We start from the raw sequence: 15,372 nt of genomic DNA on the forward strand, positions 1-15,372 counted from the left end.
GACTGGGACTGGGCTTTCCCCATACCTGATCCATGTTTATTTACGATTCATCATTCATTTATATTTAATTCGTTTTACTCTTCTGCCTTTGTAGCCACTGTAGCTTCTGTATCCGTATCCCCCGCTTCCTGCTCATTCTCAGATGCAGTGGGCTCTTTGATAATCGCTCCCTCTTTGGGTTCAATCTCTTTTTCTGAGCCTTTTGGGATAGACATATCTACCAGCCAATATTTTGTTTCTTTCATGGTATAATCTGGCATAACAATCAGATGCAGATCATATTCCTTCAAAAATCCACCGTATGAAGTAGCACTGGATCTTTCAAAAGAAAAATCTTGAGTCGCAGCTTCGTCATTTAAGTAACGAACGGCAGCGTTCGCAAATGTAACGGCTTCTTCCGGAGTGGTTCCCTCTTTTACCATCAGTGTCATATCAATGCTTTTCTTTTCTTTGTCCACTCTGTAGTTGATGCTTAAAGCCATAGGATATTCTTTATTATCAACAAATTCCTCATCCATATCATTGTTTATCTGCTTCCAGTCCAGTACGATTCCCTGCTTTGTTTCAAACTCTGGTTCCGCTGGGCCACCAGAAGACAAGATATGACTCTGTGTACAGCCTGTTAACAGCAACGCTGACATGGCAAATATCGTGAACGCTTTGTTCCTCATCATAATTTCCTCCTTATTGAACATTTAACATTATATCTGATTCCCTGATCTTTTTGTAGTGTTTTCCGCAAAATGTCAGAAAATCTTCACAATTAAGTCAGAGTTCATTTCTCTCTCATACAATTCGCTGTTGCAATTTTTGTTTAACCATGGTATTATGTTCAATATTAACATTATAATTATGTTTTTGAACATAGAATAAAGGAGCGTTTCCTATGAACCAGAAAGAAAATAAAAGTATACTAAAACAACTTGATCTAGTGACGACACTAATCCCCTTTGCAGGTATTCTCCTCTTATGTATCTTATTTCTTACCAATCCTGCAAAGTCCGCCTCTGCCCTTTTCGCCATCCGTTCATTTTTTGGTAATGAATTAGGCAGTTATTATCTTCTCTTGGGACTTTTTACGTTCTTATGCTCCCTTTACCTGGCCTTTTCAAAATTTGGAACCATCAAGCTTGGAGAGATAGAGAAACCTCAGTACTCTAATTTTAAATGGGGCACTATGATGTTTACGGCTGGACTAGCTGCTGATATTTTGTTTTATTCACTTTGTGAATGGATCCTCTATGCAGGGGAGTCTCACATATCAGATCTGGGCTCTATGCAGGACTGGGCATCTGCCTATCCCCTGTTTCACTGGGGTCCTATCCCATGGAGTTTTTACTTAGTTCTAGCGGTAGCCTTTGGCTTTATGCTCCACGTTAAGAAGCGAACCAAGCAAAAGTATTCTGAAGCATGTCGTCCGATTTTAGGGAATAAGGTGGACGGATTTTGGGGGAAACTCATCGATATTCTTGCTGTTTTCGCTTTGCTTGCCGGTACGGCTACTACTTTTTCCCTTGCAACTCCACTGCTTTCCATGGCAATTAGCCGAGTCACCAAGATTCCCGATTCCCGATATTTAACCATTGCCATTCTTGTAATCATCTGCGTTGTTTATACCGTAACCGTCTACTTTGGTATGAAAGGAATTACCAAACTGGCTACCTCCTGTACTTATCTTTTTTTCGGTCTATTGCTTTATGTATTGATCGGAGGAGGTCAGGCACGGTATACCATTGAAACTGGTATCACTGCAATCGGAACAATGACGCAAAACTTTATCGGACTTGCAACCTGGACGGATGCCCTTCGAACTTCATCCTTTCCTCAAAACTGGACGATCTTTTACTGGGCTTACTGGATGGTATGGTGCGTGGCCACACCTTTCTTTATTGGTAGTATCAGCAAAGGACGAACCATCAAACAAACCATACTAGGTGGATATATCTTTGGGATTTCCGGCACGTTTACTTCATTTATTATATTAGGCAATTACAGCCTTGCCTTACAGACAAAGGGAATTCTTGACGTCATGGGGATCTATCAGTCAACCCAGAATCTTTATCACACAATTATCTCAATCCTTGAGACCTTGCCATTTTACCAGTTTGGTATGATCCTGTTATCTGTTACGATGATCGCTTTTTATGCCACTACCTTTGACGCTTTGACACTGGTGGCTTCGTCTTATTCATACAAAGAGCTTCCAGAAGGCAAAGAGCCTGATAAGCATGTGAAGCTATTTTGGGGCGTTATGCTTATGCTTTTTCCCATTGCATTGATCTTTTCTAAAAATTCCATGGAAAATTTGCAGACAGTTTCCATTATCGCAGCCTTTCCCATTGGATTGATCCTATTAATAATTATTTTCAGCTTTTTTAAAGATGCAAACGAATATTTAAACCAATCTTAATATCAAATAAAATACCAGATGCAATCCTATGTAGGATCACATCTGGTATTTTATTTAAAAATTTTGATTTCCATACTGGAATGGGTCGGTGTTCTCTGCTCTTTGGGTGGCAATTCTTTGTAATCCCCATAAATCCAGCTAAGTACTTCATGCCAGCCCTTTGGCGCCATCAATTTGGTGTCCTCAAACTCTAGATCTATGGTATCTTCACACCACTCTTTTTTTAGCGTCACATACAAATAATCCGGCTGGTAATTACTGTAATAGCGAAGTTTGCTTTTCCCTTTTCGGTCCTTTACTGCAACTGCATGTTGTAATTTTCTAAGTACTTTCATAGGAATTAGCTTTCCAATCAACGCTAGAATACCTACAACAATTTTGTTTATAAAACTATATTTAGAAAAGTCCAGCCGGTACCGATGCCCCATAGCCAATCCGTAGATTAACGTATGAAGAAGCAAGGTACCAGTAGATGCAACCTTATTCTCTGGCAGCTCGTCTATCAGGAAAAGATCCACCCATAGATGATTTAATTTCCCCTCATAATACTGCATCTGAGCCGTATTCTCATGGGTTTGACTCTTCTTATAGAGGATTCTGGGGGTAAAATCGTAAAATGCTTTTCCTCCCTTTAAATCCTCCGGTCTTAACAGTTCCATTTCTTCCGGAAGTTCTCTTTCCGCTACTTTCAAAAATGCTTCATAATTGGAACGGGTAAACGCGATATCTGCATCATCATCCCATGGAATAAACCCCTTGTGTCTCACTGCACCAAGCAGCGTACCTGAATCCAATAGATACTTAATTTTATATTTACGGCAGATCCGGTCAATCTCTTTTAAAACAGCAAGGTTGGCTTGATGTACCTGTGTTAAATCGTATTCTTCCATATTTCCTCCATTCCGCAGGCGCAGCCGGAAGATAGATTAAACCACCTGCTGGTCTAATGCTTCTTTTATGGTCTTCGTCATAAAATCAATCATCTCATCGGTCATACCAGGATACAATCCGACCCAGAAAGTATCTTCCATAATTCGATCGGTATTTTTTAAATCCCCAACGATCCGAAATCCTGTTTTTTCTTCTCTCATCTGATTAAAGCATGGATGTTTGGTTAAATTCCCAGCAAAAAGCATACGAGTCTGCACCCCTTTGGATTCTAGGTACTGGACCATATGGTTGCGGTTTACTCCTGATTTGCAGGTGATTAAAAATCCAAACCAACTGGGTTTAGAATTCTCACAAGCCTCTGGAAGGATCAAACGATCCTCTGTTTCTCTCAAACCCTCAGAAAGACGTATGAAATTACGCCGTCTTCGTTCTACGAAGGAAGGGAACTTTTCGATTTGTGCGCATCCAATAGAGGCCTGTAAGTCGGTAGCTTTTAAGTTATAACCAAAATGGGAGTATACATATTTGTGATCATAACCAATGGGAAGCTCTCCATATTGACGATCGAAGCGATGACCGCATAAATTATCCTGGCCAGAAGGACATACGCAATCCCTTCCCCAGTCCCTTAAGGACCTTATGATTTTATTTAAAAGAGAATTGTTGGTATAAACAGCGCCCCCTTCTCCCATGGTCATATGATGAGGTGGATAAAAACTAGAAGTCCCAATATCTCCGATGGTACCAGTAAGACGTTCTTCTCCATCCAGAGTATACAAAGTACCCAGTGCATCGCAGTTATCTTCAATGAGCCATAATCCATATGTATCACAGAATTTTTTTACTGCCGACAAATCAAAGGGATTCCCAAGCGTATGAGCAATCATGACGGCCCGTGTCTTCTCCGACCTAGCTTCTTCGAGCATTGTCACATCAATATTATACTGAGGAATGGTGACATCCACAAACACCGGAACAGCACCGAACTGAATCATAGGATTGACTGTGGTCGGGAATCCAGCTGCAACGGTAATTATTTCATCTCCCCGTTTTACCTGCCGTTCTTTTAACAAAGGGGAGGTAAGTGTCATAAATGCCAATAAATTTGCGGAAGAACCAGAGTTTACCAGAGAACAAAAACGAACGTTTAAAAACTCAGCCATTTTTTTCTCAAATGCGTCGGTATACCGACCGGAAGTAAGCCAAAATTCCAATGCACTGTCTACCAGATTGACCATCTCTTTCTGATCGTATACTCTGGAAGCATACGGAATCCGATCTCCCTCCTCAAACGGTTTTTTCTGATTGTGATGGGTATCACAGTATTCTTTTACCATCGCAAGAATTTCGTCTCGCGCATCTTTTTCTGATTTATGTTCAAACATGTCTCATATGCTCCTTTCTATTGTTTCATTGGTTAAAAAATTCATTGATCTGATGATCCATTATTTTTATCATATCATTGCCATCTAGGTAAGCTTTGGTCCATTCTACGGTTTTCTCCAATGCTTCTTTTACCCCGTATCTGGGGTTCCAGTCAAATACTTTCTTTATCTTCGAACAGTCCAGCTTTAAAAAATTCGCCTCATGAGGGCCACCATCGTACTGGTTGACCCATTGAATCCCTTGTCCCCACGCCTGACAAAACAAGTCAGCCAGTTCTCCTGCGGTTACGCAGTCCTTATCATCTGGTCCTACGTTATAGTATCCCTGATAGGAACGATCTTTATCCTGTTTCATGGCAATTAACATATACACGGCTAGAGGCTCTAGCACATGCTGAAACGGTCTGGTGGAGTGAGGATTTCGGAGAATAATGTCTTGTTTCTTGACTGCTGCCCGAATGCAATCTGGAATAATCCGGTCATTGGCAAAATCTCCACCACCGATTACATTCCCTGCCCGGGAAGTAGAGATTGCTACCGATTCAACTGCAAAAAAGGATTTGGCATAACTATGGGTAACCAGTTCGGAACAGGACTTACTGTTTGAATAAGGATCATAGCCATCCAATGGATCACACTCCCGATACCCATATTCCCATTCTTTATTCTCATAAACCTTATCCGTTGTTACGTTAAGAAATGACTTTACCGTATTGCTCTGCCTTATGCATTCCAGTACATGAACCGTCCCCATCACATTGGTCTCATAGGTATATACAGGATTCTGATACGATTCTCGTACAATGGGCTGCGCTGCCAGATGAAAGACGATTTCAGGTTTTACTTTCTCAAAGGTTTGTTTTAAATGTTCCAGATCCCTGATATCTCCGATTACAGAATCCATCCGATGGGATAATCCTGCCACCTCAAAGAGACTGGGGTCCGTAGGAGGAGTCTTTGAATAGCCTGTGACCTTAGCCCCAGCCAGATAAAGCATCCGACTAAGCCAAGCCCCTTTAAATCCTGTATGACCAGTAAGAAGCACTCTCTTCCCCTCATAGAACTCACAAAATTCTTTCCAGTTATCATTCTTAACAACCATTCTATTCATTCTCCCATATCTTCCAAGGCGCTTTCCCTGATTGCCATAGGGCTTCCAATTTTTTCATCTCACGCTGCGTATCCATACACTGCCAAAAGCCGTTGTGGTGGAAACTCATCAACTGACCCTCGGATGCCAGTTTTTGTAACGGTTCTTGTTCAAGCACCGTCTGATCTCCTTCAATATAGGAAAACACCTCCGGATTCATAACCATAAATCCTCCATTGATCAGGCTGGCATCGGCCTCGGATTTTTCCCGAAAGGAACGAACTACGTTGCCGTTGTCAATATCCAGAACACCTTTTAATTGAGCAATATTAACCGTTGTCATCGTTGCCATCTTTCCATGTTCCTTATGAAACTTTAAAAGCGCCTTTAAGTCTACATCGCAAACCCCATCTCCGTAGGTTAACATAAATGGTTCCTTCCCAATATATGGCTCAATCCTTTTAATTCTTCCACCTGTCATTGTATTTAATCCGGTATCCACCAGGGTAACTTTCCAAGGTTCGGAATAATTATTATGTACCTCCATCTTGTTATTCGCTAGGTCAAACGTCACATCTGAGGTATGAAGGAAATAATCCGCAAAAAACTCTTTTACCACATACTGTTTGTAACCAAGACAGATCACAAAATCATGAAATCCGTACTGGGAATAATACTTCATGATATGCCATAGAATGGGCTTTTCACCGATTTCTATCATTGGCTTTGGTTTTAAATGGCTCTCTTCACTGATCCTTGTCCCATATCCCCCCACTAATAAAACCACTTTCATTTTAACGTCCTCCAAATTAATAATTTAGTCATATTCTTTATATGCTTTACGGTAGAAATACATTAGAAACTTTACAATTGGTTCAGGCCACATCTTTTGAAACATCTCTGTTTCCTCTCGTGCCCGGCTGTTGTCTTCAATGCAGGCTTTTGTAGCTGCCTGCTCATGAACTCTATAATAAAGTACTGGCTTTTCAACACAAATAAAACGCCCTGGCAGCTTTGATAATTTATAAAGCGTATCCCAGTCTAGCGCAAAATGATAAGGAGAGGTGAACAAAGGGGCTCCTAATCTCTCCTTATTGTATGCACAGGCCGGACAGCAAATGGAATTACCAAACAGCAGAACGCTTTTTTTAATCCAGGATAGGTGACTCATGTGGCGGAGACGTAACGGAAACCTGAGTATTCTCTTTAGAAATTCCACCAGTTCAAAACCAGATACTTCATCCTGTTTCACAACCGTATACCCACCTGTAAATAAGGTTATATCGGGATACTTCTCATAACTATCCAATAATTTTTTTACATAATCCTTGTGATAAAGATCATCCTGATGCGTAATCGTAACAAAACGGGCATCCGCCATATAATAGGCAAAATTCCAGTCATCTTTGATGTCACTTTTTTCATGCCGGACAAAAAATGGGATTCCATATTTGTTCGTCAGGTCTTTTATATAAGGACTTGGCGTAGAAGTGCAAAGGATCACATCGGATTCCACGCTTTGATTCATAAGGGAACGGATACAAGACTCAAGGTACGGAGAGTCTTTGTAAGCGCAAATTGCAAATACATGTGGTTTCATCATCATTCCTCTACAATGTTAGTCATATTTGTCTGGCTATGATTATACCATAAAAGAGTTATAACATTCCACCCTATTTATTATTTTGAAAGAATTAATAATTTACTGTCAGAAAAAAGCCGCCTGTGTCAGCCACGGGCAGCTTTTTTTATGTTAGTAGAGTTCTCTGATATATCCTTTGACTAATTCTAATGTCTGCTCCATTCCTTTTTCATGAGCTCTTTCTGTCCCATGGGAAGCATGAACGCCTGGTCCGATGAGAGCACCACGAATATTATTCCCTCCATGGATTGCGGCACCCACGTCTGACCCGTAATGGGGAAAGATATCCACGACATAATCAAGTCCCTTGTTTTTTGCAACTGCAATCAGACGATTGGTCATCTCATAATCATATGGTCCAGAAGAATCCAGGGCACAGATAGAAACTTTTCGTTCATCTCCCATCAAGTCATCTCCAACAACGCCCATATCAACTGCAATAAACTCCTCAATATCTTCTGGTAACCAACTTGCACCAGATCCTACCTCTTCATAATTGCTGATGACTATTTTAAGGGTTTTTAGTGGTTTTTCTTTTGATTCTGAGAGATCTTTTAATACACCCATTAAAACGGCAACAGACGCCTTATCATCCAAATGGCGAGACTTAATATGGCCACTCTCTGTATGCACAAACATAGGGTCAAAGCTAATGTAATCTCCAGCGGAAATTTCTAATTTTTTAACGTCTTCTTCACTATCGGCTTGTGCATCAAGACGCACTTCCATATTTTTTGCCTTCCGTTCTAAGGTCTTTGCATCATCATAGGTATGGACAGACGGTTCTTTTGTAAGTATCGTACCGGTATAGGTTTTCCCCGTTCTGGTATGTACTTTGCAGTACATGCCTTCGATGGTTTCCATCATGAATCCCCCCACCGGTATGAGAGTAAGCATACCTTTCGAAGTAACAGAACGCACCATGGCTCCCAAAGTATCCACATGAGCAGACAGACCCAGCACTTCTTTTTTTAGTCCGGGAACTTCAATGATAAGTCCCCCTTTTCGATTATAGCTTGAACGATATCCAAACTTATTCGCTTCCTCTTCGACTGCCTGTATGGCTTCTTTTGTAAAGCCACTGGGACTTGGTATATTCACTAACGTTTCTAAAAATGATATTACGTATGACATTGTATCCATAGATATCCCTTCTTCTTTCCTATTTCGTTGTAATCATGTGCAGATGTCCTATTTTACCATGGTTTTCAATTCATTTCTAGTATAATCAACAAGAGCAATAATTTCTATTAGCATATGTAATCCTGTTCCCCCGCCTTCCTAAATGACAATAAAAACCGCCCTGTTGGATACGCCACAGGGCGGTTTTTATTGATTCTTATATGAGTTACACTTCGAAAATCAAATCTCCGTAGCTTGGCAGTGGCCATAATTCTTTATCCACAATCATTTCCAGCTTATCCGCCGGAGCACGAAGTGCTGCCATGGCAGGAATTACCTGAATGTAATAGGCATTGGCCTGTTCTTTGTTCCCTTCCAACGCACCGCATTCATCGGTTACCTGAATCAGGGTAGAAAGTGCTACTTTCATATCGGACAGGTAAGCACTCACTTCAGTAAGAAGTTCTTTTTGCACGCTGGTATCTGCATCCGGACAAGCTGCATTTACTTTAGAAAGAGAATCTGCAAGTCTGCCGATGTAATTTATCACGGCTGGAATAATCTGTTTTCCAGACATCTCAATCATGGTCTTCGCTTCAATATTAATTGCTTTAATATAAGCTTCATATTCAATCTCAGCCCTTGATTCCAGTTCTGCTTTGGTAAACACATGGAACTCTTCAAACATATTGATCGATGCTTCCGTAATCAGGGAAGGGATTGCTTCCACCATGGATTTAATGTTTGGAAGCCCTCTCCGCTCTGCCTCTTTAACCCAATCTTCGGAATAACCGTTCCCATTAAAGATAATTTTTCTATGAGTCGCCAACTGTTCTTTGATCATGTCATGAACAGCAGAATCAAAATCATCTGCCTTTTCCAGAATGTCTGCAGCCTCCTTAAACGCTTCCGCCACAATGGTATTTAGTATTACATTCGGGGAAGAGATCGAATCCGAAGATCCTACCATACGGAACTCAAACTTATTTCCTGTAAATGCAAATGGAGAAGTTCGATTCCGGTCTGTTGCATCCTTAAATAAATCAGGAAGTGTTTTTACCCCCGTCTTTAATGTTCCACCCGCTTTGGAGCTTGTTGCCTCTCCAGTACTGCAAAGCTGGTCAACTACATCTTCCAACTGTTCTCCAATGAATACAGAAATAATAGCCGGAGGTGCTTCATTGGCTCCTAGTCTGTGATCGTTTCCTACATCAGCAGCTGATTTGCGAAGTAGATCCGCATGTTTGTCAACCGCCTTTAAAATACAGGATAACACAAGAAGGAACTGAATGTTCTCATGAGGTGTTTCACCAGGATTTAATAAGTTGATCCCATCATCGCTGGTCAGTGACCAGTTGTTGTGCTTTCCAGATCCATTTACGCCTGCAAATGGTTTTTCATGAAGCAGACAATTCAGTCCGTGACGTCCTGCTACCTTCTTTAGTGTTTCCATAACCAATTGGTTGTGATCCACTGCTACATTCGCCTGCTCGAAGATAGGTGCCAGTTCGTGCTGAGCTGGTGCCACTTCATTATGCTGTGTTTTTGCCGGAACACCTAATTTCCAAAGTTCTTCATTTACTTCTTTCATATAAGCAGCAATTCTTTCACGAATGGTACCAAAATAATGATCTTCCAGTTCCTGTCCCTTTGGTGGCATCGCTCCGAATAACGTTCTTCCAGAATAAATCAAATCTTTTCTCTTTAAATATTTTTCATGATCTACCAGGAAATATTCCTGCTCCGCTCCTACGGATGGAGTAATCCTTTTCGATGTCGTATTTCCAAACAATCTTAAAATTCTCATGGCCTGTTCATCAACAGCCTCCATGGATCTTAAAAGAGGTGTTTTTTTATCAAGCGCTTCCCCTTTGTAAGAACAGAAAGCGGTTGGAACACAAAGTGTAACACCAATCGCATCTTCTCTTAAAAATGCCGGTGAGGTACAATCCCAAGCCGTATATCCTCTAGCTTCGAACGTTGCTCTTAATCCTCCCGAAGGAAAGGATGAAGCATCCGGTTCTCCTTTTACCAGTTCTTTTCCGGAAAATTCCATAATCACCTTTCCATCTGTTGCCGGTGAGGAAATAAAGGAATCATGTTTCTCCGCAGTGATACCGGTAAGCGGCTGGAACCAATGGGTATAGTGAGTCGCGCCTCTCTCAATCGCCCAGTCCTTCATCGCATGTGCCACAACATCTGCAATGGAAGGATCCAGTTCTGCGCCATCTTCAATGGTTTTCTTTAATTTCTTGAAAACTGATTTTGGCAAACGCTCTCTCATAACGGTTTCATTAAATACATTCTTACCAAATAATTCGGCTACGTTCACAACTTCACTCATAAATATCCATCCTCTCATATTAAAATCCACTTCATATCATTAAGTTAAGTCTAGATGCCTTTTAGTCTCCTCAATATCTGAATATGCGCACAAATCAGAAATGGCGCCCTCCTGCTATTAGGAGAACGCCATCGTTCCTTATTAAAATAAACCATTTTCCTAAAAAAATCAAGTACTTTTTTAAAAAACATGGATTCTATTCGTCTGATTATGCTTGTCCGACTGATCCAAATAACTCCATCTTCTCTTTCACAGTCGCTTTGATCGCTTCTGTGCCAGGGAAAAGAAGTTTACGAGGATCAAAGCCCTTACCTTCTAAATCTTTGCCTGATTCAATATATTTACGGGTAGCTTCTGCAAAGGTAAGCTGACATTCCGTATTCACATTGATCTTTGCTACACCAAGGCTGATCGCTTTTTTAATCTGGTCTTCTGGAATTCCTGTTCCACCATGAAGTACCAAAGGCATATCACCTGTTTTATTTTTCACTTCAGCCAGAGTTTCAAAACTCAATCCAGCCCAGTTTTCTGGATATTTACCATGAATGTTACCAATTCCTGCAGCGAGCATCGTTACGCCTAAATCTGCAATCTGCTTGCATTCATCTGGATCTGCACATTCACCCATACCCACAACGCCATCTTCTTCTCCACCAATGGAACCAACTTCCGCTTCAATGGAAAGACCTTTTTGTCCACATACCTTAACAAGTTCAGTGGTTTTTTCCACATTCTCTTCGATGGGATAATGGGAACCATCAAACATGATAGAAGAAAAACCAGCTTCAATACACTTTACACAGCCTTCATAAGAACCGTGATCTAAATGAAGTGCTACCGGAACTGTGATGTTTAATTCATCGATCATGGCTTTTGCCATAGCAGTTACAGTCTTATAACCTGTCATGTATTTACCAGCACCTTCGGAAACTCCAAGAATTACTGGAGACTTTAATTCTTGTGCCGTCTGTAAAACAGCCTTCGTCCACTCAAGGTTGTTGATGTTGAACTGTCCAACCGCATATTTGCCATCTCTTGCTTTTTCAAGCATGTCTTTTGCTGAAACTAACATATCACAAACCTCCAATTTTTTATTTATCTTACTCGTTTCATTATATACTATTTTTATCCATTTGAAAAGTTTAATTTTGAGCAGATCGTTTTTTTTATAACAATGTTACATTTCTTTTCATAGAAACTGCACTGGTATAAATACAGGCGATTCTAATCCAAAAAGCGTAATACTGCCTCTTGCATTTGATCCACATCGCATTCTGTCTGGTGGCGAACTGGAGCTGTGCGGATTTCTTCCACCGCCTGGGGAATCGTTGTACCAGATAATTCTGCAAGATGGTCGATGATCTGAAATACTTTCTCGGTCTGCTTCTTTCCTTCTAGTGCTTCCAAAACATGCCCTGAAAACTTATAAGGACTTGCAGTAGACGCAATGACCGTTTTTCCCAGGTCCTTCGTCTCAGACCGATACTGTTCATAGACAGATGCTGCCACCCCGGTATGGGTATCAATTAGATAACCAGTCTCCTCAAACAGATGCCTAATGGTTAATTGCATCTTTGCTTCTGGAGCATATCCTCCTACAAAATCCTTCATAAACCTCTTCATCTGGGGTGTAATCTCATAGCTTCCGGTTTCAGATAGTTCTTCCATCCGTTTTTTATTCTCAGCCGCATTCTGTCCAGTACTTAAATAAATCAGACGTTCTAAATTGCTGGAAATCAATATGTCCATAGAAGGGGAACTGGTTAAGATAAAGTCCCGGTTCTTATCATAGGTGCCTGTCTGGAAAAAATCATAAAGCACTTTATTGTCATTGGATGCGCAGATGAATTTGTGTATGGGTACTCCCACCTCTTTAGCAAAAAATGCCGCCAATATATTTCCGAAATTCCCTGTTGGAACCGCTACATTAATCTTTTCCCCATCCTCTATTTCACTGCTTGCAAGAAGTTTCGCATAAGCGTAAACATAGTAGACCACCTGAGGGATTAGTCGTCCAATATTGATGGAGTTTGCAGAAGAGAGCTGATATCCTTTTTGTTCCAATGAATGAGCGAAATCAGCATCCCTAAATATCTTTTTCACCCCGGTCTGTGCGTCGTCAAAATTCCCGTGAATGGCTGCCACATGGGTATTCTTTCCTGTCTGCGTCACCATCTGCAGTTCCTGAACTCGACTGACTCCATCTTTGGGGTAAAATACAATGATCTCTGTTCCTTCCACATCGGCAAATCCCGCCATCGCTGCCTTTCCCGTATCTCCTGAGGTAGCTGTTAAAATCACGATTTTATTCTTCACCTGATTCTTTTTGGCGGCGGCTGTCATTAGATGAGGAAGAATGGACAATGCCATATCCTTAAAAGCAATGGTGCTTCCATGGTAAAGTTCCAGATAGTATGCATCCCCAGCCTTTTTAAGGGGAGCGATCTGAGTTGTATCAAATTTACTGTCATAAGCCCGTTCAATACAACACTTTAACTCTTCCTTTGTAAAATCTGTAAAAAACAGCTTCATCACTTCATAAGCTGTATCCTGATAAGACATTGAGGACAGCTCCTTCATGGTTCTGTCAAGCTTTGGCATGGAATTTGGCATAAATAGACCGCCGTCTTTTGCAAGACCTTTTAATATTGCCTGGGATGCCGTCACATTGACCTCGCCGCCTCTGGTACTCTGATAAGTTATATCCATGGTTTCGCATTCCTTTCCTGCTGGCTGAATTCTAAATCTTTAAAAACCTTGCCAGCATTGTAGCACATTTTAAATAGACGTGCAAGAAAAAAGACAAGGTTACATTTTATCCTTTGCTGTGATAAAATACGGGTATCGATACAAAAAAGGAGCGTGTTTAGATTGAACTATAGCAATGTGATAACTGGTATTTTCATAAGCCGTCCCAACCGTTTTATTGCACACGTGCGGATCTTAGCGGATAACAAAAAAGAGAAAATGGTAATCTGTCACGTTAAAAATACTGGACGGTGTCGGGAGCTTTTGATTCCCGGGGTAGAGGTAATCCTTACGTTTCATCCGGAGGCTTCTGTCCTTGGGAGAAAAACAGACTATTCCCTAATCGGTGTTTGGAAAGAAAGAGACAAGGACCGGTTACTTATTAATATGGATTCTCAGGCGCCCAACCAAGTGGCCTTTGAATGGCTTTCATCGAATTCAACAAAGCTTCTCAAACCACAGCAATTCTTATCCCTTTCCAAAATCAGACGGGAAGTCTCCTATGATCAGTCCCGGTTTGATCTGGCTTTTCAGATTGTAAGCAAAAACCAGGAAGGAGCATTGGCAGCAATCCCTGCATTCATGGAGGTAAAGGGAGTTACCTTAGAGGAACAAAATGTTGCCATGTTTCCAGATGCCCCCACAATACGAGGTGTCAAACACATCATGGAACTCATCCGGGCGAGGAAGGAAGGGTACGAGACTTATCTCTTGTTTGTCATTCAGATGAAAGGAATGGTTTCGTTTACTCCTAACCAAATAACCCACCCAGAATTTGGCACCGCATTAAAAGCAGCGAAAGAAGCTGGTGTTCATATTCTTGCCTATGACTGTACCGTTACAAAGGATTCCCTTTCCATTGACCAGCCGGTTCCTGTTAGCCTGACTTGACTAATTTAAGATCTCCGTATTCCTCAACATAGCGATCTCCTTTGCATGACCTGCAGAGTCATTGGGAGTTTCCAAATAGATGGGAAGATCCTTAAGTGCTTCATGATTGACAACACGCTTTAACGCCTCAAATCCAATCAATCCCTCACCAATTTTAGCATGGCGGTCTTTCCTTGATCCCAGAGGATTCAAACTATCATTTAAATGAATTGCTTTTAATTTAGAAAGTCCGATCCTCTGATCAAATTGATGAAGCACTCCATCAAGATCCTCTTTTATGTCATATCCTGCATCCCAGATATGGCAGGTATCCAGACAGACTCCCATCCGATCCTCTTGTTTTACCCGGTCAAGGATTTCTCTTAACTCAAAAAAATCTCTTCCCACCTCACTCCCCTTTCCAGACATGGTTTCTAACAAAACGGTCGTGTTTAAATCTGGATTCAAGATTTCATTCAGCATCTGAGAAATATACTCTATTCCTACTTCTATTCCCTGTCCGACATGGTTTCCTGGATGAAAATTATAGCTGTTTCCCGGCAAATATTCCATACGCAACAGATCATCCTTTACGGTATCTCTTGCCAGTTTTCGAAGTCCTTCATCGGCAGAACAGGCATTTAATGTATAGGGAGCATGTCCAAGAATTCGACTGATTCCATGTTCCTCAGCAAATGAACGAAATCGATTAATATCATCCAGATCCATGGCTTTTGCCTTTGTTCCTCGTGGATTCCTTGTAAAGTACTGAAACGTATTGGCATCGATCGTTACTGCTTCTTTCCCCATGGCAAGGAAGCCTTTGGCACAGGATAAATGGCACCCAATTGTAAGCATAAACACCTCCTG

At 41.2% G+C, this 15,372-nt stretch carries 13 protein-coding genes; 2 read left to right on the forward strand and 11 right to left on the reverse strand.

Features of this window, described 5'->3' with window-relative positions:
* Nucleotides 1-74: 74 nt before the first annotated feature.
* Entirely contained in the window at nucleotides 75-674 is a 600-nt protein-coding gene (locus EFT72_RS11335; RefSeq protein ID WP_124067031.1) for a hypothetical protein, read from the reverse strand.
* A gap of 212 nt (nucleotides 675-886) precedes the next feature.
* Between EFT72_RS11335 and EFT72_RS11340 the strand changes: the two genes are divergently transcribed.
* A complete protein-coding gene (locus tag EFT72_RS11340) occupies nucleotides 887-2,410 on the forward strand; it encodes a BCCT family transporter (protein WP_124067032.1) in 1,524 nt (507 codons plus the stop codon).
* A gap of 50 nt (nucleotides 2,411-2,460) precedes the next feature.
* Here the strand turns inward: EFT72_RS11340 and EFT72_RS11345 are convergent, their stop codons facing one another.
* The 9 genes from EFT72_RS11345 to thrC all read right to left on the reverse strand — a co-directional run bounded on the left by EFT72_RS11345 (nucleotide 2,461) and on the right by thrC (nucleotide 13,593).
* On the reverse strand, nucleotides 2,461-3,300 hold the full coding sequence (locus tag EFT72_RS11345) for a LicD family protein (RefSeq protein ID WP_124067033.1): 840 nt from the start codon (nucleotides 3,298-3,300) through the stop codon (nucleotides 2,461-2,463).
* Nucleotides 3,301-3,336: 36 nt separating this feature from the next.
* Nucleotides 3,337-4,686 carry a lipopolysaccharide biosynthesis protein RfbH gene (gene rfbH / locus EFT72_RS11350; protein WP_124067034.1) on the reverse strand — a complete coding sequence of 450 codons (1,350 nt, stop codon included), beginning with the start codon at nucleotides 4,684-4,686 and terminating at the stop codon, nucleotides 3,337-3,339.
* Between the two features lie 25 nt (nucleotides 4,687-4,711).
* Entirely contained in the window at nucleotides 4,712-5,788 is a 1,077-nt protein-coding gene (gene rfbG / locus EFT72_RS11355) for a CDP-glucose 4,6-dehydratase (RefSeq protein WP_124067035.1), read from the reverse strand.
* Between the two features lies 1 nt (nucleotide 5,789).
* Nucleotides 5,790-6,569, reverse strand: coding sequence for a glucose-1-phosphate cytidylyltransferase (gene rfbF, locus EFT72_RS11360; protein ID WP_124067036.1), 780 nt, complete (start codon nucleotides 6,567-6,569; stop codon nucleotides 5,790-5,792).
* Nucleotides 6,570-6,593: 24 nt separating this feature from the next.
* Nucleotides 6,594-7,382, reverse strand: a complete 789-nt coding sequence (locus EFT72_RS11365; RefSeq protein WP_347561877.1) for a glycosyltransferase family A protein — start codon at nucleotides 7,380-7,382, stop codon at nucleotides 6,594-6,596.
* 147 nt (nucleotides 7,383-7,529) lie between these two features.
* A complete protein-coding gene (locus tag EFT72_RS11370; protein WP_124067037.1) occupies nucleotides 7,530-8,561 on the reverse strand; it encodes a M42 family metallopeptidase in 1,032 nt (343 codons plus the stop codon).
* Nucleotides 8,562-8,766: 205 nt separating this feature from the next.
* The gene (locus tag EFT72_RS11375) at nucleotides 8,767-10,884 is read right to left on the reverse strand and encodes a glutamine synthetase III (protein WP_124067038.1); all 2,118 of its coding nucleotides are present in this window, start codon (nucleotides 10,882-10,884) and stop codon (nucleotides 8,767-8,769) included.
* 208 nt (nucleotides 10,885-11,092) lie between these two features.
* The gene (gene fba, locus EFT72_RS11380) at nucleotides 11,093-11,956 is read right to left on the reverse strand and encodes a class II fructose-1,6-bisphosphate aldolase (protein ID WP_124067039.1); all 864 of its coding nucleotides are present in this window, start codon (nucleotides 11,954-11,956) and stop codon (nucleotides 11,093-11,095) included.
* Between the two features lie 152 nt (nucleotides 11,957-12,108).
* Entirely contained in the window at nucleotides 12,109-13,593 is a 1,485-nt protein-coding gene (gene thrC / locus EFT72_RS11385) for a threonine synthase (RefSeq protein WP_124067040.1), read from the reverse strand.
* Nucleotides 13,594-13,755: 162 nt separating this feature from the next.
* On the opposite strand from thrC, the gene sfsA reads away from it, so the two are divergent.
* On the forward strand, nucleotides 13,756-14,523 hold the full coding sequence (gene sfsA, locus EFT72_RS11390; RefSeq protein WP_124067041.1) for a DNA/RNA nuclease SfsA: 768 nt from the start codon (nucleotides 13,756-13,758) through the stop codon (nucleotides 14,521-14,523).
* Here sfsA and EFT72_RS11395 read toward each other — a convergent pair whose 3' ends face one another.
* Nucleotides 14,524-15,360, reverse strand: a complete 837-nt coding sequence (locus tag EFT72_RS11395; protein ID WP_124067042.1) for a deoxyribonuclease IV — start codon at nucleotides 15,358-15,360, stop codon at nucleotides 14,524-14,526.
* Between the last annotated feature and the right edge of the window lie 12 nt (nucleotides 15,361-15,372).

The sequence above is a fragment of the Clostridium sp. E02 genome (assembly GCF_003833015.1).
GTDB lineage: Bacteria > Bacillota > Clostridia > Lachnospirales > Lachnospiraceae > Lacrimispora.

Excerpts from the sequence above, each read along its gene's own strand:
- EFT72_RS11335 (WP_124067031.1), bottom strand. The coding sequence starts at position 674 with ATGATGAGGAACAAAGCGTTCACGATATTTGCCATGTCAGCGTTGCTG.
- EFT72_RS11340 (WP_124067032.1), top strand. The coding sequence starts at position 887 with ATGAACCAGAAAGAAAATAAAAGTATACTAAAACAACTTGATCTAGTG.
- EFT72_RS11345 (WP_124067033.1), bottom strand. The coding sequence starts at position 3,300 with ATGGAAGAATACGATTTAACACAGGTACATCAAGCCAACCTTGCTGTT.
- rfbH (WP_124067034.1), bottom strand. The coding sequence starts at position 4,686 with ATGTTTGAACATAAATCAGAAAAAGATGCGCGAGACGAAATTCTTGCG.
- rfbG (WP_124067035.1), bottom strand. The coding sequence starts at position 5,788 with ATGGTTGTTAAGAATGATAACTGGAAAGAATTTTGTGAGTTCTATGAG.
- rfbF (WP_124067036.1), bottom strand. The coding sequence starts at position 6,569 with ATGAAAGTGGTTTTATTAGTGGGGGGATATGGGACAAGGATCAGTGAA.
- EFT72_RS11365 (WP_347561877.1), bottom strand. The coding sequence starts at position 7,382 with ATGATGATGAAACCACATGTATTTGCAATTTGCGCTTACAAAGACTCT.
- EFT72_RS11370 (WP_124067037.1), bottom strand. The coding sequence starts at position 8,561 with ATGGATACAATGTCATACGTAATATCATTTTTAGAAACGTTAGTGAAT.
- EFT72_RS11375 (WP_124067038.1), bottom strand. The coding sequence starts at position 10,884 with ATGAGTGAAGTTGTGAACGTAGCCGAATTATTTGGTAAGAATGTATTT.
- fba (WP_124067039.1), bottom strand. The coding sequence starts at position 11,956 with ATGTTAGTTTCAGCAAAAGACATGCTTGAAAAAGCAAGAGATGGCAAA.
- thrC (WP_124067040.1), bottom strand. The coding sequence starts at position 13,593 with ATGGATATAACTTATCAGAGTACCAGAGGCGGCGAGGTCAATGTGACG.
- EFT72_RS11395 (WP_124067042.1), bottom strand. The coding sequence starts at position 15,360 with ATGCTTACAATTGGGTGCCATTTATCCTGTGCCAAAGGCTTCCTTGCC.